Genomic DNA, 26,315 nt, shown 5'->3' with positions numbered 1-26,315 from the left:
CCGATGACTTCATCGAAAGCAAGTGCGGGCCGCGTGGCATTGATCACCGGCGCCGCGAGCGGCATCGGCCAGGCGCTGGCGCTGGCCTATGCGCAGATCGATGTCGCGGTCGTGGGCGGCTATTTCCCCGGCGATCCGCACGATCCGGCGCAGACCGAGCGGCTGGTGAACGACGCCGGCGGCCGCTGCGTCATGGTGCCCGTCGACGTCGGCGATGCCGACCAGGTCGAGCGCTTCGCGCAGACCGCCATCGAGCGTTTCGGCCGCCTCGACCATGCGGTGGCGAATGCCGGCCTGCTGCGCCAGGCGGCGCTCACCGCCATGAGCGATGCGCAATGGATGGACGTGATCAACGTCGACCTCAGCGGCGTGATGCGCACCTTCCGCGCCGCGGCGCGCCACATGGGCGAGGGCGGTGCGATGGTCGCGGTGTCGTCGATCGCCGGCGGCGTGTACGGGTGGGAGAACCATGCCCACTACTCGGCCGCGAAGGCCGGCGTGCCCGGCCTGTGCCGTGCCGTGGCGATGGAGCTCGCGCCGCGCGGCATCCGCTGCAACTGCGTGATTCCCGGGCTGATCGAGACGCCGCAGTCGCTCGACCCGGTCAACTCGCTCGGTCCCGAGGGCCTGCGGCAGGCGGCCGCCGGCATTCCGCTCGGCCGGGTCGGCAGGGCGCGCGAGATCGCGACGCTGATCCGCTTCCTGACCGGCGACGACGCGTCGTACATCACGGGCCAGTCGGTGATCGCCGATGGCGGCCTCACCGTGCGCTGGCCCGGTTGAACTGGCAGGAGCACCCATGAACGACAGACTCCTCAACGGACGGCGCGCCGTCGTGACCGGCGCCGGCAGCGGCATCGGCGCCGCCATCGCGCTGGCCTATGCGCGCGCCGGCGCCGACCTGCTGCTGGCCGACATCGATCGCGCGCGGGTGGACGACACCGCGCGCCGCTGCCGCGAAGCCGGTGGCCGCGTCGAGACAGCCGTCGGCGACATCGGCGACGAGGCGGTCGCCAACCAGGCCATCGATGCCTGCGTGGCGGCCTTCGGCGGCATCGACATCCTGGTCAACAACGCCGGCATGCTGACCCAGTCGCGCTGCGCCGACATGCCGACCGCCATGTGGGACGACATGCTGCGCGTCGACCTGCGCAGCGTGTTCCTCTGCGCGCGCCGCGCCGTTCCCCACATGGCGGCGCAGCACTGGGGGCGTGTGATCAACGTGGCCTCGCAGCTCGGCATCAAGGGCGGTGTCGAGCTGTGCCACTACGCGGCCGCCAAGGCCGGCGTGATCGGCTTCACCAAGTCGCTGGCGCTCGAGATGGCGCCGGCCAACGTGCTGGTCAACGCCATCGCGCCCGGCCCGATCACCACACCGCTGGTCGACGGCATCAGCGCCGACTGGAAGCGGGCCAAGGAAGCCAGCCTGCCGCTGGGCCGCTTCGGCCGCGTGGAAGAGGTGGCGCCCACCGCCGTGCTGCTGGCCTCCGATCCCGGCGGCAATCTCTACGTGGGCCAGACGCTCGGACCCAATTCCGGCGACGTGATGCCCTGAAAGGCGGTGGACCATGTGCGGGATGTGCGGCTTGCTGCAGGGAACGGCGCACTGGAGCCATGCGGCGGCCGGTTCGGTGCAGGGACGGCGCCAGCGGCTGCTCCAGGTGGCGCGGGCCAACCGCCTGCTGCGGCTGTTCCGGCTCGAGCTGCAGGACTTCCATGGGCAGTCCTACCTGCTGCAGGGCCCGACCGGCGCGAGCGTGCTGGTGCCCGACTTCAGCGCGCTGTGGAGCGCGGCCGAGCAGTTGCTGGGCCGCACCATCGATCCGCTGGCCATGCCATGGCCCGCGAAGGACGACGCGCCATGACGGACATCGCCTTCGAGGTCCTGCCCGTCGGCATCCTGACCGGCTTCCTCGGCAGCGGCAAGACCACCTTGCTGCGGCGCTGGCTGCAGGGCAGTGCCGCGGGCGACACGGCCGTGCTCATCAACGAGTTCGGCGACGTCGGCCTCGACCACCTGCTGGTCGGTGCGATCGACGCCGACACCGTGCTGCTCGACAACGGCTGCATCTGCTGCTCGATCCGCGGCGAGCTCAAGGAGGCGCTGATGCGCCTGCTGTCGCGCCGCCAGCGCGGGGAGCTGCCGGCGTTCCGCCGCGTGCTGATCGAGACCACGGGCCTGGCCACGCCGGGGCCGGTGCTGGGCACGCTGCTGGGCGATGCGCAGCTGCGCCATCACTTCCGGCCGGCCTTCGTCGCCACCGTGGTCGATGCCCTGCATGCCGAGCGCCAGCAGGCGCAGCATCCCGAATGGATCGCGCAGGTCGCGGCGGCCGACACGCTGTGGCTCAGCAAGACCGACCTGGTGGCACCCGAGGAAGCGACGCGGCTGCGGGCGCTGCTGGCGGAACTCAACCCCGTGGCCCGCCAACTGGACGCGCCTTCGGCGGCGTCCGTGCCCTGGCTCGAAGATCTCGCGGACGGCGCTTCTCGCGACGACACCGCGGGCTGGATCGCGCGCGTCGCCGCGGGCACGTTGCGGCCGCGTGCCGGCGCACGGCCGGTGCCCGCGCGCATCGGCGGCACCCATGCGCAGCAGCTGGCCGGCACGGGCGCGCGCTCGTTCTGCCTGGTGTTCGAGCGGCCCCTAGAATGGTTCACCCTCACTCTCTGGCTCACGCTGCTGGTGCATCGTCATGGCGATCGATTGCTGCGCATCAAGGGCTTGCTGGGCATCGCGGCAGACGGTTTCGCGCACGGGCAACCCACGGTGCTGCACGGGATCGGGCACCTGATGCACCCGCCCGAACACCTGGCCGACTGGCCCGACGACGACCGGCGCTCGCGCCTGGTCTTCATCGTGCAGGGCCTGTCCGAGGCGGACGTGCGCGCTTCGTGGGAAGCCTTCGAACGCTTCTACGCGCCGCGGGAAGCCGGGCCGAATCCTCTCACCTCGAAAGCGTAGCCATGGCCGCCCTGGCATCGAAGAGAACCGAGCTGCGCGTGCTGGGCACGTCGGTCACGCTCACGGAAGCCGTGCGCAAGCGCGCCATGTCGGACCTCGGCCTGCGCATCCACTTCGAGGTGCTCGACGGCTTCGACGCGCAGCGCCAGGCCGTGATCGAGCAGGGCAGCTTCGACGTCTACGACCAGTGGTTCCACAGCATCGACTACCTCTGGCCGGCCGGCGCGCTGCAGCCGATCGAGCTGGACCGGATCGAGCACTGGTCCGAGGTCAATGCCCTGCCCAAGACCGGGCGGATCGCGCCGGACGCGCGCTACGGGCAGGGCTGCAATCCCGTGACGCGCCTCTACGTGCAGCCCGACGGCAGCGTGGGCGACGCGCCGAGCGCGCAGATCAGCATGCTGCCGCTCACGCACAACGCCGACAGCTTCGTCTACCTGCCGGCCGAGATCCCGTCGCTGTTCGGCACCGAGGAAAGCTGGTCGTGGCTGGTGTCGCCGGCCTGCAATGGCCGCGTGGCGCTGCAGGCCGATGCCGCGATCGGCGCGCTCGACGCCGTGCTGGCGCTGCGCGCGAGCGGCGAGATGGCGTTCGGCGACATCAGCAACCTCGAGATCGAGGAGGTCGACCGGATGATCGCCCTGCTGATGGCCAAGAAGAAGGCCGGCCTGTTCCGCGGCTTCTGGGGCAACTACGCCGATGCCGCGCGCATGATGATCGATGCGCGCGTCGCGATCCAGAGCAACTGGTCACCCGCCATCGCGCAGTACGAGCAGGCCGGCCTGGCCTACCGGCTGGCGCGTCCGCGCGAAGGCTATAGGGCCTGGTACGGCGGCCTGGGCATCGCGCGCCGCGCGCAGGGGCCCAAGCTCGACGCGGCCTACCGCTACCTGAACTGGTGGCATTCGGGCTGGGCCGGCGCGGTGATGGCGCGGCAGGGCTTCTACATCTCGAACCCGCTGCGCACGCGCGCGCACCTGAGTGCGGCCGAATGGGGCTATTGGTACGAGGGGCTGCCGGCGGCCGAGGACCTGCCGGGAACTGACGGTACCATCCTGATCCGCCGAGGCAGCGTGCGCGACGGCGGCTCCTATGCGCAGCGCATGAGCGACGTGGCCGTGTGGAACACCGTCATGGACGAGCACAACTACCTGGTGCGCAAATGGACCGAGTTCCTGCGCAGCGGCTGAACCCCTGTTGAGACACCGAGACGCGACTGCACGACAGCGATGAGAAGACCATGAGTCCGCCAGCCTCCGACCCCGCGTCGGCCGAGGAAAGCACCGAAGCTGGCGAACGGAAGCTGCGCTACGAACTGATCCGCCACCGGCTGCGTCAGGCCATCGTCGACCGGCGCATCGTGCCCGGGCTGGTGCTGCTCGAAGGACCGGTCGCCGACGTGTTCGGCACCAGCCGCGTGCCGGTGCGCAAAGCCTTCCACCTGCTCCATGAAGAAGGCCTGCTGCAGAAGTTCATGGGCCGCGGCTACATGGTCGCGCCGCGCGGCCAGCAGGTGGAGCCGCTGCGGCTGCCGATCGACGAGGCCTCGCTCGGGCAGGACGCGCAGGACGCGACCATCTACATCCCCTCCGAGAGCGAGCGCATCTACAGCGAGTTCGAGCAGTCGATCTCGGCCGCCATCGTGTTCGGCCACTTCCGCATCGACGAAGCGCAGGCCATGCAGCATTTCAGCGTGAACCGCGGCGCGCTGCGCGAGGTGCTGAGCCGTCTGGTCGACCGCGGCCTGGTCGAGAAGAGCGCCTATGCGGCATGGCGTGCCGGCCCGCTGACGGCGCGCGCCATGGCGCAGGACTTCGAGGTCCGGCTGCTGCTGGCGCCGGCCGCGCTGCTCGAGAGCGCCCCGAAGCTCGATGCGCAGTTCCTGTCGGGGCTGCGCGAGGTGCTGCGCGATCCCGCGGCCGTCGACACGGAAGAGCTGCTGCGCATCGAGAGCCAGATCCACGACGCGTGCCTGGCGCACCACCCCAACACCAAGATGCTCGGCATCCTGCGGCAATGCCAGATGCCGCTGATCGTCCATCAGACCTTCTGCCGCATGTTCCACCAGCCGGTGCATCCCGCGCTGATCGACGAGTACCGGCAGATCGTCGAGCACCTGTGCGAGGGCCGCTACGCGCAGGCGGCCGAGGCGCTCGCGGCGCACCTGCAGGCCGCGCGCAAGCGCACGCAGCAGCAGCTCAAGGTGCTGGCCGTGCTGCCCGAGCCGCCGTTGCCGGCTTACCTCGTGCGCATTGCCTGAACGCGGGCCGTGGCCCGGCCTCAGCCGATCGCCTGCGCCTCCCTGAAGCCCTCGAGCACCGCGTCGTCGACCTCCCGCGGCGCCACGCAGTCGCCGATGCGGCGCACCGCGAGGCCGCGTGCCTTCAGCTGGTGGTACAGCCCGTCCTCGCTCTCGCGCAGCATCGACAGCACGACCGTGTCGGCCGCCAGCGTCTCGCTGGCGCCGCCCAGCGTGCTGCGCAACACGACGCGGCCCGGCTCGATGTGCTCGACGGTGGTCGAGGCACGCAGTGCCACGCCGGCCGCGGCCACGCGCGGCATCAGCCAGGGCCAGTCGAGCGTGGGCTCGAGCTTGCGGCCGAGCAGCGCGTCGGCGCCGACCACCGTGACCTCGCGACCCGCTGCGCTCAGCAGCCGCGCCAGGCCCAGCGGCAGGTAGTCGCCGTTGTCGTCGACGATCAGCACGCGGCGCCCGCAGGCGGGCAGGTCGTCGAGCGCCGAGAGCGCATCCGTCACGTGCGGCAGCTCCGAGCCCGGGATCGCGTCGCGGTCGGTGCGGAACATCGAGCGGCCGCCGCGTTGCCAGCGCGCGCCCGTGGCCACCACGACCTCGTCGGCGCCGAAGGCGGCCACCGCGTCGGCCGTGGCCTCGCGGCGCAGCACGATCTCCACGCCGCGCCTGCGCAGCGAGGCCTCGAGGTCGTCGACCAGGAAGTTCCACGAACCGTAGTCGGGCAGCAGGCCGGCGCGGCGGATCTGGCCGCCGAGCCGGTCCGTGCGTTCCCACAGGGTGACGCGATGGCCGCGCGCGGCCGCGCCGTCCGCGAACTTGAGGCCGCCCGGACCGCCACCGATCACGAGCAGCGTGCGCGGCGTGGCGGCGGGACGCGCCAGCGCCGCACCGAACTGCAGTTCGCGGCCCGCCTCGGGGTTCACGGTGCAGCTCACGTTCTGCCCCAACCGTCGCCAGCAGCCCTGGTTGGCGCCCACGCAGCGCCGGGTCTGGTCGGCGCGGCCTTCCCTGGCCTTGCGCACGATCTCGGGGTCGGCGATCTGGGCGCGCACCAGCCCGACCATGTCGGACTGCCCGTGCGCGACGATCCGTGCGGCCGTGGCGATGTCGCGCACCGAGCCCTGGATCAGCAGCGGGATGCGCCCTTGCAACGCCTCGCGCACGCGCGCGGCGTTGGCGGCCAGCGGCGCGGTCTCGCCGCTCGACTGCGGTGGCACCAGCCGGTGGTTCTGGTGGTAGTCGGTGTGCGAGAGGCACACGTAGTCGAACAGGCGCTCGGCTTCGAGCAGTGCGATCACGCGCAGCGTTTCCTCAGGCGTGGTGCCAGCTTCGCCGAGGTACTCGTCGAGGCTCAGCTTGATGCCGATCGCGAAATCGCCGCCGCAGCGCGCGCGCACCGCGCGGCCGATCTCGAGCGCGAGTCGCGCGCGGCGCCCGGTGTCGCCGCCCCATTCGTCGTCGCGCCGGTTCCAGTACGGCGAGAGGAAGTTGCTCAGCAGGTAGCCGTGCGAGCCATGGATCTCCACGCCGTCGCCGCCACCGGCCTGCACGTTGGCGCAGGTCGCGGCGAAGCCTTCGATCACCGCGCGGATGTCGTCCTCCTCCATCGGCTGCGGCATCGCACGGTGCACCGGCGAGGCCAGCTGCGAAGGCGCGAGCACGGCACCCCAGTGCGCGATGTCGTCGGTGCGGCGCGTGCCGCTGGCACCCATGTGCGTGACCTGCACGATCACCGGCACGCCGAGCCGCTTGCTCGGGGTGACGAAGGCCCGCACCGCATCGGCCCAGGCGGGCTCCCATGGCGACACGCCGGCGCGCGCGCTGGCTGGATGCACATGGAAGCCGTGCGTGACGATCAGGCCGACGCCGCCGCGCGCGCGTTCGGCCAGGTAGGCGCCATAGGCCAGCGGTGGCAGGCTCACCTGGTGCGCGGGCAGGTAGATGCGGTTGAGCGCCTGCACGGGGCCGATGCGCACCGGCTCCCACAGGCCGTCGAGCGCGGTGGGCGTCGCAGGCTGCGTCGTCATGCGCGGCTCAGGAGAAGCACATGCCGCCGTTGACGTCGAGCACTGCGCCGGTGGTGAAGCTGGCGCCGCGCGAGGCCAGGAAGGCGGCGGGCCAGCCGATCTCCTCGGGCTGGCCCAGGCGCTTCATCGGGTACTGGTCGACGGTGAAGGGCTGGTTCGCCGACACCAGCAGCGGCGTGAAGATCGGTCCCGGCGCCACGCCGTTGACCACCACGCCCGAGGCCGCGGCCTGGCGCGCGAAGTAGCGAACCAGCGCCGACAGCCCGCCCTTCGAGGCCGCGTAGGCCGGCTCCACCGCCAGCGTCGAGCCCGCGTTGCGCGCGGCCATCGAGCTGGTCAGCACGATGCGGCCGCTGCCGCGCTTCATCATCGAAGGCAGCGCCGCGCGCAGCAGGTTGACCGGGCCCTTCACGTTCACGGCCATGGTGCGCTCGAACAGCTGCTCCCATTCGTCGCCGCCATCGAGCCAGTCGCCCTTGACGTAATAGCCGCTGGTGTCGATCAGCGCGTCGATCTCGCCGATGTCCTGCAGCAGTGCATTGACGTCGTCGCGCTTCGTGTTGTCGAGCGCGGCGGCGCGTACCTTCAGTTCTGCGGCCAGCTTGGTCGGCGCCTTCAGGTCGGCGATGAACAGCTCGGCACCGAGCGCGGCGCACACGCGCGCGGTGGCGCCGCCGATGGCGCCGCCGGCGCCGGTGATCAGGATGCGCTCGCCGCGCAGGTCGAAGAGGTTCTTCATGGGTGGTCGTCCTTCAGGGAGTGGTGCAAAGAGTTCGTTTCATTCGGGCGCGCCGTAGGCGCCCGCCTCGAGCAGCGCGCGCGAGCCGAGGTCGGCGCCGTTCCAGCGCGTGAAGAAGCCCGCGGCGCTGCCGCCGTCGACGGTCATCACCGAGCCGGTGACGTAGCTTGCGGCATCCGACAGCAGAAAGAGGGCGGGGCCGGCCTGTTCCTCGGCCCGACACAGGCGGCCCAGCGGGTTGCGGTCGACCATTGCGTACTGCAGGTGGTCGGGCGGGATGTTGGCCTGCACGAGCGGCGTGTCGACCACGCCCGGCGCGAGCGCATTCACGCGCACGCCGAAGCGGCCCCACTCGATCGCGAGCGCGCGCGTGAGGCCGATCACGCCGTGCTTCGAGGCGCTGTAGTGCGCGCGGCCCGCATGGCCGCCGAGGCCGTCGATCGAGGCCACGGTGACGATCGCGCCGCGCCGGCGTTCGAGCATGCGCCGGCCCACGGGCTGCAGCGAGCGGAACATGCCCGTGAGGTTGACGTCGAGGCAGCGGGTCCAGAGCTCGTCGGGCATGGTGTGGGCGGGCGCCGGCGGCGAGATGCCGGCGCAGGCCACCATGCCGTCGATGGCGCCGAGCTGTTCCTCGATGCGCGCCACCGCGGCTTCGCAGGCGGCGGCATCGCGCACGTCGAGCGTCTGCGCGACGGCCTGCGCGCCGAGTTCGCGCAGCTCGGCCGCCACGCTCGTGGCGCGCTCGGCCACCGCGTCGACGACGGCGATGCGCGCGCCGCCGCGCGCGGCCTCGATGCCGATCGCGCGGCCGATGCCGCTGCCGCCGCCGGTGACGAGGATCACGCGGTCCTGCAGTCCGTAGTCCATGGCTGTGCCTCCACGAGGGGATGAGTGAATGAGGAGTGGGAAGAGGGGAGTGCGGCGAATGTGGCAGCGCCGCCGCGCGGCGTCTGTCCCCGTGGCAAGGGACAGCGTGGCCTGTACCACGGGCAGGGGACTGACGGGCCCGCGATGCGCGGCGAATACTGCCCGCCATGACAACCCCCTCCGCCTCCACCAACGCCGCCGCCGACGTGCTGCTGCGCGTCAGCGGCCTCGGCGTGCGCTTCGGCGGCATCGTGGCGCTCGACGGCATCTCCTTCGAGGTGCGCCGCGGCCAGATCTGCGGACTGATCGGTCCCAACGGGGCCGGCAAGACCACGCTGTTCAACTGCCTGAGCCGCATCTACACGCCGGCTTCGGGAGCTATCGTGTTCGACGGCGTCGACCTGCTCGCGCAGCCGCAGCATGCGATCGCGGCGGCGGGCATCGGCCGCACCTTCCAGAACGTGGCGCTGTTCCCCGCGATGACGGTGCGCGAGAACGTGATGGTGGGCCGCCATTGCCGCACCGGCACCGGCTACCTCGCCAATGCCTTCCGCCTGCCCTCGGTGCGGCGCGAGGAGGCCGAGGTGCGCGAGCGCACCGAGCGGTTGCTGGCCCTGCTCGACCTCTCGGCGCTGGCCGAGACGCCGGTGAAGAACCTCTCGTTCGGCACCCGCAAGCGCGTGGAGATGGCGCGCGCGCTGGTGGCCGATCCCAAGCTGCTGCTGCTCGACGAGCCCGCGGCCGGCCTCAACCACGAGGAGGTCGACGGGCTGCGCCAGCTGATCCTCGACGTGCGCGAGCGCTTCCACGTGACCGTGCTGCTGGTCGAGCATCACCTGAACCTGGTGATGCGGGTGTCCGACCAGGTGGTGGCGATGAACTTCGGCCGCAAGATCGCCGACGGCCCGCCCGCGCAGGTGCAGGCCGACCCGGAAGTGGTGCGCGCCTACCTCGGCACGGAGACCGCCTGATGGCCGCGCTGCTGGAGGTGAGGAAGCTCGAGGCCTTCTACGGCCCCACGCGCGTGCTCGAGGGCATCGACTTCGAGGTCGCAGAGGGCGGCATCACCACCATCCTCGGCGCCAACGGCGCGGGCAAGACGACGACGCTGCGCGCGCTGAGCGGGCTGGTGCGGCGCACCGGCGAGATCCGCCTCGCGGGCCAGCGCATCGATGGCCACAGCACCGAGAAGACCGCCGCGCTGGGCATCGCGCACGTGCCCGACGGGCGCGGCACGCTGGTCAACATGACGGTGGAGGAGAACCTGCGCGTGGGCGCCTACCTGCGCCGCGGCAAGGCCGAGGTCGAGCAGGACATGGCGCGCATGTTCGGCTACTTCCCGCGGCTGCGCGAGCGGCGCGGGCAGCAGGCCGGCACGCTCTCGGGCGGCGAGCAGCAGATGCTGGCGATCAGCCGCGCGCTGATGCAGCGCCCGCGCCTGCTGCTGATGGACGAGCCCTCGTTCGGCCTCGCGCCGCTGGTGATCCGCGAGATCTTCGAGATCATGCGCGTGGTCAATCGCGAGGAGGGCGTGGGCATCCTGCTGGTCGAGCAGAACGTCGCTCGCGCGCTCGAGATCGCCGACCACGCCTGGCTGCTCGAGACCGGCCGCACCGTCATCTCGGGCACCGCGAAGCAGCTGCGCGACGACGCGCAGATCCGCCGCTCCTACCTCGGCTTCTGACAAGGACCCACCCCATGTACAGCCTGCTGCAACAGATCGCCTCCGGCATCGCCATGGGCGGCATCTATGCCTGCCTCGGCCTGGCGCTGGTGATGATCTACCAGTCCACCCACCACATCAATTTCGCGCAGGGCGAGATGGCGATGTTCTCCACCTTCATCGCCTTCCTGCTGCTGAAGTGGGGCCTGCCGTACTGGGCCGCCGCGCTCGCCACGCTGGCCTTCGGCTTCGTGGCCGGCTTCGCCATCGAGCGGCTGGTGCTGCGGCCGCTGGGCGACGTGCCCGAGCTCTCGGTGATCGTGGTCTTCATCGGCCTGTTCGTCGGCATCAACTCGCTGGCCGGCTGGATCTTCGGCCACCAGCTCGAACCCTTCCCGAGTCCGTTCCCCGACAAGCTGCCCGGCGGCAGCACGCTGATCTCGGGCCACGAGCTCGGTACGGTCGCGGTGGTGCTGCTGGTGATGGCGCTGCTCTATGCCTTCCTGCGCTTCACCAAGGTCGGGCTCGCGATGCGCGCCTCGGCCGAGAACCCGGTGTCCTCGCGCCTCGCGGGCATCCCGGTGTCGCTGATGCTCTCGCTGGGCTGGGGCCTGTCGGCGCTGATCGGCGCGGTGGCCGGGCTGATGGTGGCGCCCGTGGTCTTCCTCGAGCCCAACATGATGGGCGGCGTGCTGATCTACGCCTTCGCGGCGGCGCTGCTCGGCGGCATCGACAACCCCTGGGGCGCGGTGGCCGGCGGGCTGATCGTGGGCGTGGTCGAGAACCTCGCGGGCACCTACCTCGTGGGCACCGAGCTCAAGCTAACGCTGGCCCTGGTGCTGATCGTGGCCGTGCTGCTGGTGCGGCCCTCGGGCCTGTTCGGCCGCAAGCTGGTGGCGAGGGTCTGACGATGTCGGCACTGCCCTTCATTCCCGAGCAGGCACCGGCGCTGGCCGCCGACGCCGCGCCCGCGCGTTCGCCCTGGCGCATCGCCGCCTTCGCGCTGCTCGCTATCGCGTCGCTCGCGCTGCCCTTCGCACTGTCGGACTACCGCCTCTTCCTCGTCACCATGACGCTGATCACCGCCATCGGCGTGCTCGGCCTCAACATGCTGGTGGGCTACAACGGTCAGCTCTCGCTGGGCCATGGCGCGCTGTACGCGCTCGGTGCCTATGTCACCGCGGTGCTGATGGAGCACGGCGGCTTCGCCTGGTGGGCCACCCTGCCGGTGTCGGCCGCGGTGTGCTTCGGCTTCGGCTTCCTGTTCGGCTGGCCGGCGCTGCGGCTCAAGGGCCACTACCTCGCGCTCGCCACCTTCGCGCTGGCGCTGGCCACGCCGCAGCTGCTCAAGCACAAGGCGCTCGAGCCATGGACCGGTGGCGTGCAGGGCATCGTGCTCATGAAGCCCGAGGCGCCCTTCGGCCTGCAGCTGTCGGCCGACCAGTGGCTCTACCTGGTGGTGCTGGCGATCGCGGCGCTGATGTTCGTCTGTGCCTGGAACATGCTGCGCGGCCGGCTGGGCCGCGCCACCATCGCGATCCGCGAGCAGCCGACCGCCGCGGCCGCGATGGGCGTCAACGTGCCGCATGTGAAGGCCATGACCTTCGGCATCAGCGCGCTCTACACCGGCGTGGCCGGCTCGCTCGGCGCCATCGCCACCGCCTTCGTGGCGCCCGACAGCTTCGGCATGTTCGTGTCGGTGTTCTTCCTCGTGGGCGTGGTGGTGGGCGGGCTCGGCACCATCTCGGGCGCGCTGGTGGGCGCGGCCTTCATCCAGTTCATACCGAACATCGCCGACCAGATCTCGAAGTCGGCGCCCTCGGCGATCTTCGCGGGCTTCCTGATCCTGTGCATGTTCCTGATGCCGCAGGGCTTCGTGGGGCTGGTGCTTAGCGTGCTGCGGCGCCTTCGTGGCAACGGCGCGGGCCAACGTCCCCGTCGAGGGGACTGACGCGAACGAGCGCCTGAGAGAAAGTCCTTCCATGCCCCGCGCCATCTACATCCATTCCAACGGCGAGCGCACCGAGCTCGAGGTCGCTGAAGGCCAGAGCCTGATGCTTGCCGCCACCAGCCACGACCTGCAAGGCATCGTCGGCGACTGCGGCGGCGTCATGAGCTGCGCCACCTGCCACGTGATCGTCGACGAGGCCTTCATCGACAGGCTGCCGCCCGCGGTCGACACCGAGAACCAGATGCTCGACTACACGGCCGCGCCGCGCGAAGCGGGCAGCCGGCTGTCGTGCCAGATCGTCATGAGCGACGCGCTCGACGGCATCGCCGTGCGCATCGCCGACCCTCAACTGTAAGAGCCGACATCAACACGGAGAAACGCTTCATGCAAGCCACCGCAACCGACAACAGCACCAAGCCCAAGGCGGCGCTGACCCCCAATCCCGGCCTCACGCCGATGATGCTGAACCATGCGGCCTGGGTCACGCCCGACGCGGCGGCCACCACCGACTTCTACACCCGCATCATGGGCATGGAGCTCGCGAGCACGGTGCTCGACGACAGCGTGCCCTCGACCGGCGACGCGATTCCCTACTTCCATATCTTCTTCCGCATGGGCGACGGCTCCACGCTGGCCTTCTTCGAGGCACCGGGCGTGCCCGCGCCCTCGAAGTCCAGCCATCCGGCCTACGACATCTTCAACCACATCGCGCTGCAGGCGAAGGACCGCGCCGAGGTGACGAAGTGGTACGAGTGGCTGACCTCGCAGGGCGTGGAGGTGATCGGACCGACCGACCACAAGGGCCTGATCCTGTCGATCTACTTCCACGACCCGGCCGGCGTGCGCCTGGAGATCACCACGCCGCTGGACAAGGAATGGAACCGCCACACCGACAAGGGCTATGCGGACCTCAAGCTGTGGGAGGACTGCAAGCGCCAGGCCAAGGCCGAGGGCCGCGACGTGCCCAAGGCGCTGCTGGAATTGATCCAGGACGTGCGCAAGCGCTACGGCACGGGCCACGGCGAGAAGGCCGGCGAGTGAGCGGCGCACCGGCATGACACCGATCGAACTGCGACCGCTGTTCACGATCAAGGCCGAGGTCACGGCACCGGCGCAGCTCGTGGGCGCCGTGCCACATGGCTACACGCGGCGCGTGATGTGCGTGAGCGGCGGCCGCTTCGAAGGCGAGCGGCTGCGCGGCCGGGTGCTGCCCGGCGGCGCCGACGTGGTGCTCGAGCGGCCCGACGGCGGCCTGCACCTCGATGTGCGGCTGGTGCTCGAGGCCGAGGGCGGCGGGCTGGTCTACATGACCTACAGCGGACGCCGCAACGGGCCCACGCCCGAGGTCATGCGCAAGATCGTGAATCGCGAGCCGATCGCGCGCGGCGAGGACTACTTCCGCGTCGCGGTGCAGTTCGAGACCGCGGCACCGGGCCTCGAATGGCTCAACGACCGCATCGCGGTCGGCACCGGCACGCGCGAGAGCGACGGCCCCGTGTACGACGTGTGGGAAGTCGCATGAAGCGCTTCGAGGGCCGGGCCGCCATCGTGACCGCCGCGGCCTCGGGCATCGGCCGCGCCATCGCGCTGCGGCTGCATGCCGAGGGCGCGCGCGTGCTCGCGGTCGACATCAACGCCGAGGGGCTCGCGCAACTGCCGCGCGACCAACACCTGCAGGTCTTTGCCGCCGACGTCACGGCCGATGACGCGCCGCAGGCCATCGTCGACGAATGCATGGAGCGCTTCGGCGACCTGCGCGTGCTGGTCAACAACGCGGGACTGGGCAACTGCCCGCCGTTCCACGAGACCACCGACGACGACTACCGCAGGTTCGCCGACATCAACCAGAAGGCCACCTTCATGGTCACGCGCGCGGCCTTTCCGGCGCTGATCGCGGCGCGCGGCGTGGTGCTCAACATCGCGTCCACGCTGGGGCTGGTGGGCTACCGCCGGCAGGCCGTGTACTCGATGGCCAAGGCCGGCGTGATCGGCCTCACGCGCAACCTCGCGGCCGACTATGCCGACCAGGGCATCCGCGTCAACGCGATCGCGCCGGGCATCATCGCCACGCCGCAGACCGCGGGGCGGCTGAACACCGCGCGCTTCCAGGCCACCATCGTCGGCACCACGCCGATGGGCCGGCCCGGCCTGCCCGAGGAGGTGGCCGGCGCGGCCGCCTTCCTCTGCAGCGACGACGCGGGCTACGTCACGGGCCAGGTGCTGGCCGTCGACGGGGGCCAGACCACGAGCGCCTACATCAGCGAACCGCTGGTGCAGTGCTGGGCCGAGGCCCATCCGGACCGCTGAATTCCAGGAGTCTTTTCATGCGCATCGCACTCATCACCGGCGCCGCTGGCGGGCTGGGGCTGGCCAGCGCGCGGCGGCTGGCCGAGGACGGCCTGACCGTCGCCGTGGCCGACCTGCATGTGGAGGCCGCCGAGCGTGCCGCCGCCGCCTTGCCGGGCAAGGGCCACGTTGGCCTGGGCTGCAACGTGGCCGACGAGGACAGCGTGCGCGCCGCTTTCGACACGGTGCAGGAGCGGCTTGGCAGCGTGGCCGTGCTGGCCTGCTTCGCGGGCATCCTCAGCGCGCAGCCCGCGCCGGGGCGCTTGCCCACCGTCGACATCACGCTGCAGGAGTGGGACACCGTGCTGCGCGTGAACGCGCTCGGCACCTTCCTCTGCGTGCGCGAGATGCTGCGCCGCTGCGGCGGCCAGGCCATCGAGCACGGCCGCATCGTCACCGTCGCCTCGCTCGCGGGGCAGATGGGCGGCATGCAGAGCGGTGCGGCCTACAGCGCCTCGAAGGGCGCGGTGCTCGCGCTGTCGAAGGTGGTGGCGCGCGAGGCCGCCGCGCTGGGCATCACCGTCAACACCGTGGCACCGGGACCGATCGACACGCCGATGCTGCAGCAGACCGTGCCCGAGGCGCAGCGCGGCCAGAAGTACCTCGGCACCGCGGCCGTGCCGCTGGGCCGCATCGGCACGCCCGAGGAGATCGCGGCCGCGGTGTCCTACCTCGTGTCGCCCGGTGCCGGCTTCGTGACGGGCGCCACGATCGACGTCAACGGCGGCATGTTGATGCGCTGACGCTTCTTCTTCCAAGACAACCCACGCCAGGAGACTTCCCGATGAATGCCATTGCCGGTTGCCCCTTTCATGCGGGGACTTCGCCGTCCGCCGACTTCAAGCCCTACTTCAGCCCCGAGCTGCATGCGGCCTTCGAGACCCAGCGGCGCGACGAGCCCGTGTTCTGGTGCGAGGAGATCGGCTACTGGGTGCTGACCAAACACGCCGACGTCTACAGCGTGCTGCACGACGGCGCGCGCTTCTCGTCGCAGAACACCACGCGGCCCGTGACGCCGATGCATCCCGATGCGCAGGCGATCCTCAAGGAGGGCGGCTATGCGCAGACCGGCAGCCACTCGAGCCTCGACGGCGCCGTGCACAAGCGCATCCGCGGCGTGACCGGCCAGGTGCTGAACCTGCGCGAGTTCGTCAAGCTCGACGGCCACATCCGCCGGCTCGTGAACGAGGCCATCGACCGCGTCGAGGGCAAGGATGCCGTCGACCTGCTGCGAGAGGTCAACTACGAGCTGCCGGCGCAGGTGGTGTTCAAGGTGCTGGGCATTCCCGATTCGGACATTCCGAGCGTCAAGCACTGGGCCGGCGCACGCAGCGTGATCGACTTCAGCCCGGCCACCCATGCCGAGCAGCTCGAGGGCGCGCGCAACATGGTGGCGTTCTGGCAGTACTGCACCGAGATGGTCCGCGAGCGCGAGAAGCATCCGCAGGACGACTTCACCAGCCGCATGCTCGAGATCCGCAATGGCGACGACGCCGTGATGTCCATTCCCGAGATCATCACCCACACCTTCGGCGTCGCCTTCGCGGGCCACGAGACCACCACCAACCAGCTCACCAACACCTTCCGCAGCCTGCTCGAGAACCGCGAGCAGTGGGAAGCGCTGTGCGCCGATCCCTCGCTCGCGGCCAACACCGTGGAGGAGGGCATGCGCTATGCGGGTGCCGTGATCGGCTGGCGCCGCATCGCGCTCGAGGACGTGGAGTTCCGCGGCGTGACGATCCCGAAGGGCGCGCCGATCGTGCTGTCCTTCGCCTCGGCCAACCGCGACGAGGAGGTGTTCGAGAACCCGCAGCGCTTCGACATCCGTCGCGCCAATGCGCGCAAGCAGCTCACCTTCGGCAACGGCGTGCACTTCTGCCTGGGCGCGCCGCTCGCGCGGCTCGAGATGAAGATCGTGTTCGAGGAGTTCGCCAAGCGCTTCCCGCGCATGCGGCTGGTCGAGCCCGATCGCGCGACGCATCTGCATACCTTCGTGTTTCGCGCGCCGAGCGCGCTGGAGGTCACGCTGCAATGAGCGCGCCCGTGTTCGAAGGCCAGGTGGCGGTCGTCACCGGCGGCGCCAGCGGCGTGGGGCTTGCGCTCGCGCGCCAATTGCTCGAGGCTGGCGCGCGCGTCGCCATCGTCGACCGCGACGAGGCGGCGCTGGACCGCGCGCTCGAGGGGCTCGATGCGCGCGATGCGATCGGCGTCGCGGCCGATGTCGCGCAGGAGGCCGACGTGCAGCGCTACGTCGACACGGCACTGCGCAAGTTCGGCCGCATCGACCTGTTCCACAACAACGCCGCCATCGTCGGCCCGCAATCCTCGCTGCTCGAGTTCCGCATGCAGGACTTCGAGCGCATCTTCGCGGTCAACGTGCGCGGCGTGCTGCTCGGCATGCAGGCCGTGGCGCGCGCGATGCGCGACCAGGGCGGCGGCACCATGGTCAACACCGCCTCGGTGTCGGGCCAGCGCAGCAGCCGCGCCGAGGCCGGGCTCGGCGTCTACGGCGCTTCGAAGGCCGCGGTGATCCGCATGACGCAGCAGGCGGCGCTCGAGTTCGCGCCGCTCGGCATCCGCATCAACGCCATCTGCCCGGGACCGATCGACACGCCGCTGTTGCGCAGCACCTTCCTCGTCGACGGCCGCACCGAGGCGCAGGCCGAGGCCGCGCTGAAGCAGCATTTCCTGAACCAGCCGCTCCGGCGCGCGGCGACCGCGCAGGAGGTGGCAAACCTGGTGTTCTGGCTGCTGGGGCCGCAGGCGAGCTTCGTGACGGGTGGGGTTTACAACGTGGATGGGGGGATGACGGCCTGAGCGAATGACGGCAGCCTTGAGATGCCTATTCGATACATATAAAATATGCATCCTGTACCCATCTCGGAGGCCCCATGCCCGCCACCACCAACCAACAATCGCTGAAGCTGAACTTCAAGGATGACACGCTGACCACTGTGTCGAGAGATGCATTGCGGGCGCTGGCCAAGAAGTTGGGCTTCAACGAAACCCAGACGGTCTTGTACGCCCTCGCCAGGCTGCGAGACGAGGTTTTCATCGAACAGGACAGGGAGCGTCTGGTTCCGCTCACGAAGACGCAGCATCAGGCCATCGCGCAGGCCGAGCCGAAGAAAAAAGGCAAGGTCATCGACTCGCTGCTGTGAGCGGGCTCTACTGGAAACCCCGGCCGCGGCTCGGGGACATCGTCGAATGCTGCTTTCCGCAGCAGGTGGGCGTTCCCGGTCCCAAGAACCGTCCGGCACTGGTGCTCCAGATCGAAGAGGCGAACGATGACCCGAGCGGCTCGGTGCTGGTGGTCGCTTATGCCACTTCCCAGAACACCTCGATGGTGTATCCGGGAGAGTTCGTCATCGAGGCCAGCGAAAAGACAGGCCTGACCAAGGCAACCAAGTTCGATCTGGTCAACCATCATCGCCTGCCCTTCGATGACGTCTGGTTCGCCCCTGTGCCCGGAAAGACGCCGAGGTATCCGCGGCGCGGGCGGCTCGACCTGCAGGATGGGGCCGTGAAGCGAAAGCTGCAGTCGGCCATTCTGGAAGCCAGGAGCCAACTCAAGGGCTTCTGAGACGGCGATCGCACCCAACGAGGTGGCCCGCCGAAGCACCTTCGCAATGTCTGCATGAACGGCTACAGTCCGCCTCGGCCCCGGCAAGCGCCGCGAGGTCGCGGAGGATCCCGATGCTCCCTATCGTCGTCGCGCTCGCTGCCACCGTCGTCCTGCTGGTCTGGATGGGCTTCTTCATGATGGGCTCGCTGCCGCTGCTCGTGCTCAAGCACGACACGCCGCTGGACGGGCGCTTCATCCGGGGCCTGTTCAACGTCTACTACGTGGCGGTAATCCTGACGGCGAGCGCCGCGGCGCTCAGCTATGTCTGGTCGGGCAAGCTCGTCTTCGCATTCGGGGCCGCAGTCATCGGAGGGCTCGCCTTCGCCCTGCGGGGCTGGATCATCATCCCGCGCATGGATGCGCTGCGCGGCACGATCCCGGGCGTCGACGCGTCGGTCGTCGCGTTCCGCAAGCTGCACATCGCGGGGATGCTGGTGAACGTCGCACAGCTGGCGATGGTGGCCTGGGCGCTGACGCAATTGAAGATGTGACGGGGGCCTCGATCCGGCGCCGCGATTTGCACGATTTCAACAAGTCTTGCACAATGGACGTTGTTTGACTGCAAGGAGGCGCCATGCAGAGCATGACCCTGGAGCAACTCCGCACGGCCTCCGAAGCCGGCGGTGTTTCGAGCGTGACGCTCAAAGGGCAGGGGGGCGCGTTTCTGGTTCAGATCGCCACGCGCAACGGCGACGGCGCCGTTCTGGCGAAGGCCCGCAGCACCGAGCCGCGTCGTTTCGGAAATCCGGCCACCGCACTGAGCGTGCTGCGCGACCTGGGCATCACCGTCGGGCAGTTCGATGCCAGCGAGTGGAATCCGGCCGAGCGCGAACCCCTGGAGCGTTCCACCGACAACCGTGCGCAGGCCCTGCGCAAGGCGCACGAAGCCGCTGCCTACAACGAATGGCTGGCCGCGGAAATCCAGGAGGCCGTCGACGACCCCCGGCCGAATCTTTCGCACGATGAAGTGATGGCCCTTATGGAGGCCGACATCGCGGCCCCGACGGCCGCACGAAAGCCCGCCGCGAAGAAACGCGCATGACGCCTTGCCGCATCGAGTGGCGGCCGAAGGCGGTCGACGATCTGCGTGCCATCGTTCGCTACATCGGCAAGGACAACCCTGCGCGGGCGCGCAGCTTCGGCCAGGAGTTGCGCGACAAGACCCTGCCCCTTACGCAGCACCCTGAACTCGGCCGCAGCGGAAGACCCGGTCTGCCGAGCCACGTGCGCGAGCTGGTCGTGCATCGCAACTACATCGTGTTCTATCGCGTGCTGCACGAAGCGCGCATCGTCGAGATCCTGCGCGTCAAGCATGCGGCGCAGCAGACGCCCTGACTGCCGCTTCGAGTCGAATGTCCTTCGGATCGTGACGAGATCGGGACGGCCCGAACGCGCTTGATAGAATGAGAACGACTATCAATTGCCTCGGACGACCGCGCATGCGGGCCCACTGAAACGAGGCTGGCATCGGCAAGGCGTCACGCCTGCCGCCGTCATCCACCCCGTCGAAGAAACCATGGCCCAGAACGCTGTCCCCGCCCTGCAGATCGTCTCCCGCATCGGCGCCGCCGTGCTCGGCGGCTATGCGTTCTCGTGGGGCTTCGTCGCGCTCGGCATCGGGTTGCTGTTCGCCGCGGGCATGCCGTTCCACGACGCCGAGTCGCTCGCCAGCATGCTGGCCTTCCTGGTGTTCCTGGTCGCGTTCCTCTGGGCGTTCTCGGCCGCCAACATCAAGCGCGTGTGGCTGGTGCTGGCCGGCGGCGGCCTGTCGATGACGGCGGCGGCATCGCTCGTGCAGCGGGCGCTGCTCTGACCTGACCCGACCCGAACCATTCCCGCGAGGAGAGACTTCCGTGTTCCAGAATTTCCGCCTCTCGATGGCCTGGCTCCACACCTGGTTCGGGCTGGTGCTCGGCTTCGTGCTGATGGTCGTGTTCTTCTTCGGCTCGCTGTCGGTGTTCGACCGCGAGATCGACCGCTGGGCGATCCCCGAGACGCGCTTCGAGCCGCAGCGCATGCCTTCGTTCGACCAGGTCCTGCTGCCGCTGTTCAAGGAGGTGAAGCCCGCGCCCGCCAACATCGAGCAGGCGCGCTCGCGCGTGAACGGCCCGATGGCGACGAGCTTCGAGCCCAAGCAGTGGCTGGCCTACACCACGCACCGCGACCCGGTGCTGAGCATCTATTCGGGCTTCATCCTGCCCAATGCCAAGGACCCCGAAGACGCGGTCTGGGGCTACGCCACCATCGACCCGCGCACCGGCAAGACGCTGTCGGAAGACCGGCTGAAGATCGGCAGCGACTTCTTCTACCCGCTGCACTACAGCCTGCACATCAACTGGCTGAACCTCGGCACCTGGATCGTCGGCTTCGCGGCGCTGGTGATGCTGATCGCGCTGGTGAGCGGCGTGGTGATGCACCGCAAGATCTTCCGCGAGCTGTTCACCTTCCGTCCGGCCAAGCACGTGCAGCGCAGCGCGCTCGACCTGCACAACCTCACGGGCGTGGTCGCGCTGCCCTTCCACTTCATCTTCGCGCTGTCGGGCCTGGTGGTGTTCGCGGGCGTCTACTTCCCCGTCAGCCACACCCAGCTCGAGCCGCTGCACGAACTGCACGAGAAGCTCGAGGCCCAGGAGACCGGCCTGCCGCACGACCGCGCGGGTACGCCGGGCACGCTGGCCTCGGTCGACGCGATGGTGACCGAGGCCCAGCGCCGCTGGGCCAGCCGCGGCATGGCGGGCGAGGTCGGCATGCTCAACGTGCAGCACGTGAACGATGCCAATGCCTACGTCAGCGTCTACCGCGCGGGCACCGACCGGGTCACGCTCACGGGCGAGGGCATCCACTTCAACGGCGCCACCGGCGAGGTGATTCGCGAGGACCCGGCGCCCACGGTGGTCGCGGGCATCAAGGACTTCCTCACCGGCCTGCACCTGCAGCACTTCAGGCACTGGCTGCTGCGCTGGCTCTACGTGCTGGGCGGGCTGGCCGGCTGCGCCTGCATCGCCACCGGCTTCATCTTCTTCGTCGAGAAGCGCAAGCGCCAGCATGCGAAGCAGGGCCTGCAGGGCGCGCGCTGGGTCGATGCCTTCGCGGTCGCGACGGTGCCGGGCCTGCTGATCGCGACCTTCTCCATGCTGGTCGCCAACCGCCTGCTGCCGGCCGAGCTGCCGCTGCGCGGCAACTGGGAGATCGGCGTCTTCGCGGGCGCCTGGCTGCTCTCACTGCTCCATGGCCTGTGGCGCACCGCGCCCACGGCGCAGGGCCGTCTGGCGCCGGCCTGGGCCGAGCAGTGCTGGGCCGTGGCGCTGCTGGGCGTGGCGGCGGTGCTGCTGAACTGGATCACCACGGGCGACCACCTGCTGCGCACCATCGGCAGCGGCTACTGGCCGGTGGCGGGCGTCGACCTGTCGGTGCTCGCGGCGGTCTCGCTGGCCGTGGTGGCCGCGCGCATGCTGCGGCGCCGTGCCGCCGCGAGCGCCGTTACCACCGTGTCGGCGTCGAACGGATCGGCGGTGGCCCGTGTCTGAGGCCCTGATGCTCGCGGCCGCGCTGGCCGCCAACCTCGTGGGCGCGGGCCTGTTCGCGCTGTCGATGGACGTGCACTGGGAGCAGGCGCGCCCCGGCACGGCCTACCCGGCGCGCATGGCGCGCGTGCTGCGCGTGCTGGGCGCGGCGTGCCTGGTCGTGTCGTTGCTGCTGTGCCTGCGCGTCGACCATGTCTCGATGGCCTCGCTGGTGTGGTTCATGGCGCTCGCGGGTGCCGCGCTCGCCGTGACCTTCACGCTGAGCTGGCGGCCGCGCTGGCTGGCGCCGCTGGTGGCGTGGATTCCCGCGCGGCCGGCGACGAGCCCGCGCTGAGCGGCCCCGCGCCGTCCTCGAAGTACACCACCATGCGCAGGTGGCGGTACTCGTCCACCGTCAGCGCCTCGTGTTCGAAGGCCACGCGCTGGCCCTCGGCCAGCAGGGCCGAGATGCCACGCGAGGGCTGCGGATCGCGCGGCGTGTCCCACCAGCGCCGGAAGTCGGGCGACAGCCGCCGCAACTGATCGACCAGCGCCAGCATCGCGGGATCGTCGGGCGCGACCGCGAGCTCGCGGCGGAAAGCGGCCAGCAGGCGCGGCGCGTCCTCCTTCCAGTCCGGCAAGCGCCGGCGCAGCTCGGGATCGGCGAAGGCCAGGCGCAGGAAGTTGCGCTGCGCGGGCTCCCGGCCCGAGAAGCCGAACAACCGGTCGGCCGCGGCATTCCACGCGACCACGTCCCAGCGCAGGTTGGTGACGTACGCGGGGCGCGCGACCAGCTCGTCCATCATGCGTTGCACCAGCGGCGGGATGCTCGGCCAGTGATGGGCCTCGGCCGAGGGCGGCCGCTGCTGCGCGAGCAGGAACAGGTGGCAGCACTCGGCATCGTCGAGCCGCAGGATCTTGCCGATGCGCAGCAGGAAGGCTTCCGAGATACCGATCTCGCGGCCCTGTTCGAACCACGTGTACCAGGTGATGCCCACGCCCGCGAGCGCCGCCACCTCCTCGCGGCGCAGGCCCGGCGTGCGCCGCCGGCCGCCGCTGGGCAGGCCCACGTCCGCGGGCGCGAGCCGCTCGCGATGGGCGCGCAGGAAGGCCGAGAGTTCGGTGCGCGTGCGGTCGAGCGATCTAGACGCCATGGCACGCCGCGCTTCGTATTGCTGCCAGTAATAGCATGAGAGGAAATATTGTCCTGTTGCTGATCCGTTCCCAGAATGATCGCTCTTTCATCATTCAGGAGTGGCTCGCATGGCTTTCGGTCTCAACCAGCACAACGGCAACAGCGTTGCGACAACGCCGCCGGCGCGCGCGGGCCTCGCCCAGTGGGCCGGCCTCGCCATGCTCGCGCTGCCCACGATGCTGCTGGGGCTCGACGTGACGCTGCTCTACCTCGCGCTGCCCAAGCTGGCCGAGGACCTGCAGCCCAGCGCCACGCAGGCGCTGTGGATCATGGACGCCTACGGCTTCATGATCGCGGGCTTCCTGGTCACGATGGGCGCGCTGGGCGATGCGATCGGGCGCCGCCGCCTGCTGTTGATCGGCGCCGCGGCCTTCGCCGTGACCTCGGTGCTGGCCGCGTTCGCACCCAGCGCCAACCTGCTGATCGCCGCGCGGGCCCTGCTCGGCATCGCGGGCGCGGCGCTGATGCCCTCCACGCTGGCGCTGATCCGCAACATGTTCCTCGATGCACGCCAGCGTGCGCTGGCGATCGGCGTGTGGGCCACCATGTTCGCCTTCGGCATGGCCGCGGGGCCGCTGGTCGGCGGCCTGCTGCTCGCGCACTTCTGGTGGGGCTCGGCCTTCCTGGTGGCGATTCCCGTGGTGCTGCTGCTGTGGATCGGCGGGCCGTTGCTGCTGCCCGAATACCGGGCACCGGAACGCGCGCGCCTTGACCTCGCGAGCGTCGCGCTCTCGCTGGCGGCGATCCTGCCGCTGGTCTACGTGGTCAAGCAGAGCGCGAAGAGCGGCTGGGGCATTGCCACCACGCTGGCGCTGCTGCTCGGCATCGCCTGCGCGATCGCGTTCGTGCGGCGCCAGCGCGCGCTCGCGAATCCGCTGCTCGACATCGGGCTGTTCGCCGACCGCAGCTTCAGCGTCGCGCTCGGCGTGCTGCTGGTCGGGCTGACCGGCGTCGGCGGCGCGTTGCTGCTGGTCACGCAGTACCTGCAGCTCGTGATCGGCCTGCCGCCGGTGACGGCCGGCCTGTGGATGGCACCGCCCGCGCTCGCGATGCTGGTGGCCGGCATCGGTGCGCCGCTGGTCGCGCGGCGCGTGCGCCCGGGCTTCGTGATGGCCGCGTCGCTCGCGCTGTCGGCGCTCGGCCATGGCCTGCTTGCGCTGCTGCCCGTGATGCCCGCGACGCAGGGCCTGGGCTGGGCGGTGGCCGGCTATTCGCTGATCTACCTGGGCTTGGGAACGCTGGCCGCGCTGGGCACCGACCTCGTGATCGGCGCGGCGCCGGCGGCGCACGCTGGTTCGGCCTCGGCGTTGTCGGAAACGGTGCAGGAACTCGGCGTCGCGCTCGGCGTGGCGATCTTCGGCAGCCTGACGACCGTGGTCTATCGCGCAGGCGTCGCCGGGCACCTGCCGCGCGGGTTGCCCGAACAGGCCGCCCGCGCGGTGGAAGAGGGCCTCTGGACCGCGACCTCGCTCGCGCAAAGCCTGCCCGCGGGCCTGCTCGACGAGGCCCGGCACGCCTTCGTGGCCGGGCTCGGCGTGTCGTCCGCCGTGGCGGCCGTGGGGATCGCGGCCCTGGCCGTGGTGTCGGCCGTGGCGCTGCGGCGCATCGCGATCCCCGCGCCGCGCGCGCTCAAGCCTTCGCGGGCGGCAGCGCCAGCGGCTTCGGCAGCCGGATGCGGATGAACTCGTTGCCGTCCACCTTGTTCGGCAGGCGCGAGGGCGAGCCGCCGGGGTAGTTGTTGTCGTTCACCAGCATCAGCGTCTGCGCGTCGGCGATCGTCACCACCTCCACGCACTCCATCGGGAACGCGAAGACGCCGTCGATGGTGGCATCGCCGCCCAGGCCCTTCGGGTCCCTCAGCGCCATCAGGTCGACGATCTCCTCCTTCTTGAGGTAACCGCTGCTGTCGACCTGCGCGAGGTCGATCCTGTAGACGCGCTTGAAGCGCGCCGCGTTGCGCCAGGTGCCCGAGGCCGGGAACTTGCCGCTGCGCACGTCGCCCGCGCCGCTGTTCTTCTCGACCACGAGGAACTCGGTGTCGTTGATCGCGACCATGTCGTTGACGCTGTAGACCTCGGTCTCGAGGTTGCCGTCGCCGTTGATGCGCTGGCCGGTGCTGACCTTGTAGGCGTAGACGCGCGGCTCGAAGTTCTGCGAGGCCAGGTCGAACACGCTGATGATGCGGCGCTGCGCGTTGTCGCCATTCATCTCCTTCTCGTACATCGCGTAGAGCTTGGCGCGGCTGGCGTTGATCGCCATGCTTTCCAGGCCGCCCGAACCGCCGAGGTTGGCCACCGAGGTGTTCGACTGGATGTACGGATTGTTCGGCGTCTGCACCAGCGGATTGCCGCCGATCTTCGCGAGGTTGGGCATCTGCACCTCGCGCGCGACCAGCCGGCCCTGGCGGTCGAACTTCAGCAGGAAGGGACCGAACTCGTCGCCGATCCAGAAGTTGCCCTGCGCGTCGATCTGCAGCGACTCGGGGTCGATGTCGTAGCCGGTCAGCAGGCGGCCCGAGACGATCGCCGGGTCCACGGCCAGCGTCTGGCCGGCCGGCGACACCGAGGCGCCGGGGTAGTTGACCATGTCGGCCACGGCCGGGTAGCCGAGGTTGCGGTAGGGGTCGCTCAGGCGGATGTAGCTCTGCTCGCTGAAGGACGCGAGCGTCTCGCCGGTCTGGAAGTTGACCGGGATCACCTGGCCCTTGGCCCAGTCGAACTTCACCGCGTAGATGTGCAGCAGAGCATCGGGCGAGGCAGCGCGGCCGCCGAAGCCGTTGTCCTGCATCGCATAGAAGACGCCCGGCATGCCGCTGGGCACCAGCGCCGAGAAGCCCTGCATCGGCTGCTTGCCCTGGAAGGGCAGGGTGTAGCCGTAGGTGTCCTTGGCGCGCGTGTAGTCGCCGCCCGAGATGAACTGGCCCGAGGTCGGGCCGGCCACGTAGCTGTCGGCCGGCAGCACGGCGCGGCCGGTCAGCGTCGGTGCCGTGACCTCGGGTTCGGCCACCGGCGCGGGCGCCGGTGCGGGAGCAGGGGCCGGCGCGGGGGCCGGCACGAAGGGGAAGCCGCCACTGCTTCCGCCGCCGCCGCAACCGGCCAGCAGCGCGCCGCCCGCGCCGAGCAGCAGGCCGCGGCGCTGGATGTTGTTCTTCGATGTCATGTCTGGGTCTTCGCTGCG

General features: G+C 70.2%; 31 protein-coding genes. 26 read left to right on the top strand and 5 right to left on the bottom strand.

Annotation, left to right across the window (positions count from 1 at the left end):
* The first annotated feature begins 3 nt into the window (after positions 1–3).
* From AC07RV_RS05705 to AC07RV_RS05680, 6 genes are read left to right on the top strand one after another with little or no spacing between them, the layout of a single operon-like run.
* A complete protein-coding gene (locus AC07RV_RS05705; RefSeq protein ID WP_296786275.1) occupies positions 4–783 on the top strand; it encodes an SDR family NAD(P)-dependent oxidoreductase in 780 nt (259 codons plus the stop codon).
* A gap of 16 nt (positions 784–799) precedes the next feature.
* A complete protein-coding gene (locus AC07RV_RS05700) occupies positions 800–1,555 on the top strand; it encodes an SDR family NAD(P)-dependent oxidoreductase (RefSeq protein ID WP_296786272.1) in 756 nt (251 codons plus the stop codon).
* 22 nt (positions 1,556–1,577) lie between these two features.
* Complete coding sequence (locus AC07RV_RS05695) at positions 1,578–1,865, top strand: hypothetical protein (RefSeq protein WP_256222711.1); 288 nt, start codon at positions 1,578–1,580, stop codon at positions 1,863–1,865.
* Positions 1,862–2,965, top strand: a complete 1,104-nt coding sequence (locus AC07RV_RS05690) for a CobW family GTP-binding protein (protein WP_296786269.1) — start codon at positions 1,862–1,864, stop codon at positions 2,963–2,965. The genes AC07RV_RS05695 and AC07RV_RS05690 overlap by 4 nt, the downstream gene beginning before the upstream one ends.
* A 2-nt stretch (positions 2,966–2,967) precedes the next feature.
* Positions 2,968–4,155: an ABC transporter substrate-binding protein gene (locus AC07RV_RS05685; protein ID WP_296786266.1), complete on the top strand. Its 1,188-nt coding sequence runs from the start codon at positions 2,968–2,970 to the stop codon at positions 4,153–4,155.
* Positions 4,156–4,205: 50 nt separating this feature from the next.
* Positions 4,206–5,225 carry a GntR family transcriptional regulator gene (locus tag AC07RV_RS05680; protein ID WP_296786263.1) on the top strand — a complete coding sequence of 340 codons (1,020 nt, stop codon included), beginning with the start codon at positions 4,206–4,208 and terminating at the stop codon, positions 5,223–5,225.
* Positions 5,226–5,245: 20 nt separating this feature from the next.
* Here AC07RV_RS05680 and AC07RV_RS05675 read toward each other — a convergent pair whose 3' ends face one another.
* Genes AC07RV_RS05675 through AC07RV_RS05665 form a run of 3 tightly spaced genes read right to left on the bottom strand, consistent with a single transcriptional unit; the run spans position 5,246 to position 8,855 of the window.
* Entirely contained in the window at positions 5,246–7,246 is a 2,001-nt protein-coding gene (locus AC07RV_RS05675) for an oxidoreductase (RefSeq protein ID WP_296786261.1), read from the bottom strand.
* Positions 7,247–7,253: 7 nt separating this feature from the next.
* A complete protein-coding gene (locus AC07RV_RS05670; protein ID WP_296786258.1) occupies positions 7,254–7,985 on the bottom strand; it encodes an SDR family NAD(P)-dependent oxidoreductase in 732 nt (243 codons plus the stop codon).
* Positions 7,986–8,024: 39 nt separating this feature from the next.
* Positions 8,025–8,855, bottom strand: coding sequence for an SDR family NAD(P)-dependent oxidoreductase (locus tag AC07RV_RS05665; RefSeq protein ID WP_296786255.1), 831 nt, complete (start codon positions 8,853–8,855; stop codon positions 8,025–8,027).
* Positions 8,856–9,022: 167 nt separating this feature from the next.
* Between AC07RV_RS05665 and AC07RV_RS05660 the strand changes: the two genes are divergently transcribed.
* The 19 genes from AC07RV_RS05660 (at position 9,023) to AC07RV_RS05570 (ending at position 22,298) form a co-directional block, all read left to right on the top strand.
* Positions 9,023–9,826: an ABC transporter ATP-binding protein gene (locus AC07RV_RS05660; RefSeq protein WP_296786252.1), complete on the top strand. Its 804-nt coding sequence runs from the start codon at positions 9,023–9,025 to the stop codon at positions 9,824–9,826.
* The gene (locus AC07RV_RS05655) at positions 9,826–10,539 is read left to right on the top strand and encodes an ABC transporter ATP-binding protein (RefSeq protein WP_296786249.1); all 714 of its coding nucleotides are present in this window, start codon (positions 9,826–9,828) and stop codon (positions 10,537–10,539) included. The genes AC07RV_RS05660 and AC07RV_RS05655 overlap by 1 nt, the downstream gene beginning before the upstream one ends.
* A 14-nt stretch (positions 10,540–10,553) precedes the next feature.
* On the top strand, positions 10,554–11,426 hold the full coding sequence (locus AC07RV_RS05650) for a branched-chain amino acid ABC transporter permease (RefSeq protein ID WP_057597314.1): 873 nt from the start codon (positions 10,554–10,556) through the stop codon (positions 11,424–11,426).
* A gap of 2 nt (positions 11,427–11,428) precedes the next feature.
* The gene (locus AC07RV_RS05645) at positions 11,429–12,469 is read left to right on the top strand and encodes a branched-chain amino acid ABC transporter permease (protein ID WP_296786245.1); all 1,041 of its coding nucleotides are present in this window, start codon (positions 11,429–11,431) and stop codon (positions 12,467–12,469) included.
* A 31-nt stretch (positions 12,470–12,500) separates the two neighbouring features.
* Positions 12,501–12,824: a 2Fe-2S iron-sulfur cluster-binding protein gene (locus tag AC07RV_RS05640; RefSeq protein WP_296786242.1), complete on the top strand. Its 324-nt coding sequence runs from the start codon at positions 12,501–12,503 to the stop codon at positions 12,822–12,824.
* Between the two features lie 29 nt (positions 12,825–12,853).
* Complete coding sequence (locus tag AC07RV_RS05635; protein WP_296786239.1) at positions 12,854–13,510, top strand: VOC family protein; 657 nt, start codon at positions 12,854–12,856, stop codon at positions 13,508–13,510.
* 13 nt (positions 13,511–13,523) lie between these two features.
* Entirely contained in the window at positions 13,524–13,991 is a 468-nt protein-coding gene (locus tag AC07RV_RS05630; RefSeq protein ID WP_209539923.1) for a DUF3237 domain-containing protein, read from the top strand.
* Entirely contained in the window at positions 13,988–14,776 is a 789-nt protein-coding gene (locus tag AC07RV_RS05625; RefSeq protein ID WP_296786234.1) for an SDR family NAD(P)-dependent oxidoreductase, read from the top strand. The genes AC07RV_RS05630 and AC07RV_RS05625 overlap by 4 nt, the downstream gene beginning before the upstream one ends.
* Before the next feature lie 17 nt (positions 14,777–14,793).
* The gene (locus AC07RV_RS05620; protein WP_296786231.1) at positions 14,794–15,558 is read left to right on the top strand and encodes an SDR family NAD(P)-dependent oxidoreductase; all 765 of its coding nucleotides are present in this window, start codon (positions 14,794–14,796) and stop codon (positions 15,556–15,558) included.
* A gap of 41 nt (positions 15,559–15,599) precedes the next feature.
* Entirely contained in the window at positions 15,600–16,850 is a 1,251-nt protein-coding gene (locus AC07RV_RS05615) for a cytochrome P450 (RefSeq protein WP_296786229.1), read from the top strand.
* The gene (locus AC07RV_RS05610; RefSeq protein ID WP_296786227.1) at positions 16,847–17,632 is read left to right on the top strand and encodes an SDR family NAD(P)-dependent oxidoreductase; all 786 of its coding nucleotides are present in this window, start codon (positions 16,847–16,849) and stop codon (positions 17,630–17,632) included. Before AC07RV_RS05615 ends, AC07RV_RS05610 begins: the two co-directional genes overlap by 4 nt.
* A gap of 74 nt (positions 17,633–17,706) precedes the next feature.
* The gene (locus tag AC07RV_RS05605; RefSeq protein WP_143129229.1) at positions 17,707–17,976 is read left to right on the top strand and encodes a hypothetical protein; all 270 of its coding nucleotides are present in this window, start codon (positions 17,707–17,709) and stop codon (positions 17,974–17,976) included.
* Entirely contained in the window at positions 17,973–18,398 is a 426-nt protein-coding gene (locus AC07RV_RS05600) for a type II toxin-antitoxin system PemK/MazF family toxin (protein ID WP_296786217.1), read from the top strand. Before AC07RV_RS05605 ends, AC07RV_RS05600 begins: the two co-directional genes overlap by 4 nt.
* A 113-nt stretch (positions 18,399–18,511) precedes the next feature.
* Entirely contained in the window at positions 18,512–18,931 is a 420-nt protein-coding gene (locus tag AC07RV_RS05595; RefSeq protein WP_296786214.1) for a hypothetical protein, read from the top strand.
* 83 nt (positions 18,932–19,014) lie between these two features.
* Entirely contained in the window at positions 19,015–19,482 is a 468-nt protein-coding gene (locus AC07RV_RS05590) for an antitoxin PaaA2 family protein (protein WP_296786210.1), read from the top strand.
* Complete coding sequence (locus tag AC07RV_RS05585; protein WP_296786208.1) at positions 19,479–19,775, top strand: type II toxin-antitoxin system RelE/ParE family toxin; 297 nt, start codon at positions 19,479–19,481, stop codon at positions 19,773–19,775. The genes AC07RV_RS05590 and AC07RV_RS05585 overlap by 4 nt, the downstream gene beginning before the upstream one ends.
* Positions 19,776–19,956: 181 nt before the next feature.
* The gene (locus tag AC07RV_RS05580) at positions 19,957–20,253 is read left to right on the top strand and encodes an iron uptake protein (RefSeq protein WP_093346926.1); all 297 of its coding nucleotides are present in this window, start codon (positions 19,957–19,959) and stop codon (positions 20,251–20,253) included.
* Between the two features lie 40 nt (positions 20,254–20,293).
* The gene (locus AC07RV_RS05575; RefSeq protein WP_296786205.1) at positions 20,294–21,967 is read left to right on the top strand and encodes a PepSY-associated TM helix domain-containing protein; all 1,674 of its coding nucleotides are present in this window, start codon (positions 20,294–20,296) and stop codon (positions 21,965–21,967) included.
* Positions 21,960–22,298: a DUF3325 domain-containing protein gene (locus tag AC07RV_RS05570; protein ID WP_296786202.1), complete on the top strand. Its 339-nt coding sequence runs from the start codon at positions 21,960–21,962 to the stop codon at positions 22,296–22,298. The genes AC07RV_RS05575 and AC07RV_RS05570 overlap by 8 nt, the downstream gene beginning before the upstream one ends.
* Here AC07RV_RS05570 and AC07RV_RS05565 read toward each other — a convergent pair.
* Positions 22,219–23,097, bottom strand: a complete 879-nt coding sequence (locus AC07RV_RS05565) for a helix-turn-helix transcriptional regulator (RefSeq protein WP_296786200.1) — start codon at positions 23,095–23,097, stop codon at positions 22,219–22,221. The two genes, AC07RV_RS05570 and AC07RV_RS05565, sit on opposite strands and share 80 nt — an antisense overlap.
* Before the next feature lie 109 nt (positions 23,098–23,206).
* On the opposite strand from AC07RV_RS05565, the gene AC07RV_RS05560 reads away from it, so the two are divergent.
* Positions 23,207–24,820, top strand: a complete 1,614-nt coding sequence (locus AC07RV_RS05560; protein WP_296786199.1) for an MFS transporter — start codon at positions 23,207–23,209, stop codon at positions 24,818–24,820.
* Here the strand turns inward: AC07RV_RS05560 and AC07RV_RS05555 are convergent.
* On the bottom strand, positions 24,768–26,297 hold the full coding sequence (locus AC07RV_RS05555; RefSeq protein WP_296786196.1) for an esterase-like activity of phytase family protein: 1,530 nt from the start codon (positions 26,295–26,297) through the stop codon (positions 24,768–24,770). The genes AC07RV_RS05560 and AC07RV_RS05555 overlap by 53 nt on opposite strands.
* Positions 26,298–26,315 lie beyond the last annotated feature (18 nt).

It is taken from the genome of Variovorax sp. GW821-FHT09B01, from assembly GCF_059418345.1.
The sequence above is the reverse complement of the archived record's forward strand: the minus strand, read 5'-3'. Positions and strand labels throughout refer to the sequence as shown.

What these genes read in the sequence shown, in the direction of transcription:
- AC07RV_RS05705 (WP_296786275.1), top strand. Translation starts at nt 4, where the DNA reads ATGACTTCATCGAAAGCAAGTGCGGGCCGCGTGGCATTGATCACCGGC.
- AC07RV_RS05700 (WP_296786272.1), top strand. Translation starts at nt 800, where the DNA reads ATGAACGACAGACTCCTCAACGGACGGCGCGCCGTCGTGACCGGCGCC.
- AC07RV_RS05695 (WP_256222711.1), top strand. Translation starts at nt 1,578, where the DNA reads ATGTGCGGCTTGCTGCAGGGAACGGCGCACTGGAGCCATGCGGCGGCC.
- AC07RV_RS05690 (WP_296786269.1), top strand. Translation starts at nt 1,862, where the DNA reads ATGACGGACATCGCCTTCGAGGTCCTGCCCGTCGGCATCCTGACCGGC.
- AC07RV_RS05685 (WP_296786266.1), top strand. Translation starts at nt 2,968, where the DNA reads ATGGCCGCCCTGGCATCGAAGAGAACCGAGCTGCGCGTGCTGGGCACG.
- AC07RV_RS05680 (WP_296786263.1), top strand. Translation starts at nt 4,206, where the DNA reads ATGAGTCCGCCAGCCTCCGACCCCGCGTCGGCCGAGGAAAGCACCGAA.
- AC07RV_RS05675 (WP_296786261.1), bottom strand. Translation starts at nt 7,246, where the DNA reads ATGACGACGCAGCCTGCGACGCCCACCGCGCTCGACGGCCTGTGGGAG.
- AC07RV_RS05670 (WP_296786258.1), bottom strand. Translation starts at nt 7,985, where the DNA reads ATGAAGAACCTCTTCGACCTGCGCGGCGAGCGCATCCTGATCACCGGC.
- AC07RV_RS05665 (WP_296786255.1), bottom strand. Translation starts at nt 8,855, where the DNA reads ATGGACTACGGACTGCAGGACCGCGTGATCCTCGTCACCGGCGGCGGC.
- AC07RV_RS05660 (WP_296786252.1), top strand. Translation starts at nt 9,023, where the DNA reads ATGACAACCCCCTCCGCCTCCACCAACGCCGCCGCCGACGTGCTGCTG.
- AC07RV_RS05655 (WP_296786249.1), top strand. Translation starts at nt 9,826, where the DNA reads ATGGCCGCGCTGCTGGAGGTGAGGAAGCTCGAGGCCTTCTACGGCCCC.
- AC07RV_RS05650 (WP_057597314.1), top strand. Translation starts at nt 10,554, where the DNA reads ATGTACAGCCTGCTGCAACAGATCGCCTCCGGCATCGCCATGGGCGGC.
- AC07RV_RS05645 (WP_296786245.1), top strand. Translation starts at nt 11,429, where the DNA reads ATGTCGGCACTGCCCTTCATTCCCGAGCAGGCACCGGCGCTGGCCGCC.
- AC07RV_RS05640 (WP_296786242.1), top strand. Translation starts at nt 12,501, where the DNA reads ATGCCCCGCGCCATCTACATCCATTCCAACGGCGAGCGCACCGAGCTC.
- AC07RV_RS05635 (WP_296786239.1), top strand. Translation starts at nt 12,854, where the DNA reads ATGCAAGCCACCGCAACCGACAACAGCACCAAGCCCAAGGCGGCGCTG.
- AC07RV_RS05630 (WP_209539923.1), top strand. Translation starts at nt 13,524, where the DNA reads ATGACACCGATCGAACTGCGACCGCTGTTCACGATCAAGGCCGAGGTC.
- AC07RV_RS05625 (WP_296786234.1), top strand. Translation starts at nt 13,988, where the DNA reads ATGAAGCGCTTCGAGGGCCGGGCCGCCATCGTGACCGCCGCGGCCTCG.
- AC07RV_RS05620 (WP_296786231.1), top strand. Translation starts at nt 14,794, where the DNA reads ATGCGCATCGCACTCATCACCGGCGCCGCTGGCGGGCTGGGGCTGGCC.
- AC07RV_RS05615 (WP_296786229.1), top strand. Translation starts at nt 15,600, where the DNA reads ATGAATGCCATTGCCGGTTGCCCCTTTCATGCGGGGACTTCGCCGTCC.
- AC07RV_RS05610 (WP_296786227.1), top strand. Translation starts at nt 16,847, where the DNA reads ATGAGCGCGCCCGTGTTCGAAGGCCAGGTGGCGGTCGTCACCGGCGGC.
- AC07RV_RS05605 (WP_143129229.1), top strand. Translation starts at nt 17,707, where the DNA reads ATGCCCGCCACCACCAACCAACAATCGCTGAAGCTGAACTTCAAGGAT.
- AC07RV_RS05595 (WP_296786214.1), top strand. Translation starts at nt 18,512, where the DNA reads ATGCTCCCTATCGTCGTCGCGCTCGCTGCCACCGTCGTCCTGCTGGTC.
- AC07RV_RS05590 (WP_296786210.1), top strand. Translation starts at nt 19,015, where the DNA reads ATGCAGAGCATGACCCTGGAGCAACTCCGCACGGCCTCCGAAGCCGGC.
- AC07RV_RS05585 (WP_296786208.1), top strand. Translation starts at nt 19,479, where the DNA reads ATGACGCCTTGCCGCATCGAGTGGCGGCCGAAGGCGGTCGACGATCTG.
- AC07RV_RS05580 (WP_093346926.1), top strand. Translation starts at nt 19,957, where the DNA reads ATGGCCCAGAACGCTGTCCCCGCCCTGCAGATCGTCTCCCGCATCGGC.
- AC07RV_RS05565 (WP_296786200.1), bottom strand. Translation starts at nt 23,097, where the DNA reads ATGGCGTCTAGATCGCTCGACCGCACGCGCACCGAACTCTCGGCCTTC.
- AC07RV_RS05560 (WP_296786199.1), top strand. Translation starts at nt 23,207, where the DNA reads ATGGCTTTCGGTCTCAACCAGCACAACGGCAACAGCGTTGCGACAACG.
- AC07RV_RS05555 (WP_296786196.1), bottom strand. Translation starts at nt 26,297, where the DNA reads ATGACATCGAAGAACAACATCCAGCGCCGCGGCCTGCTGCTCGGCGCG.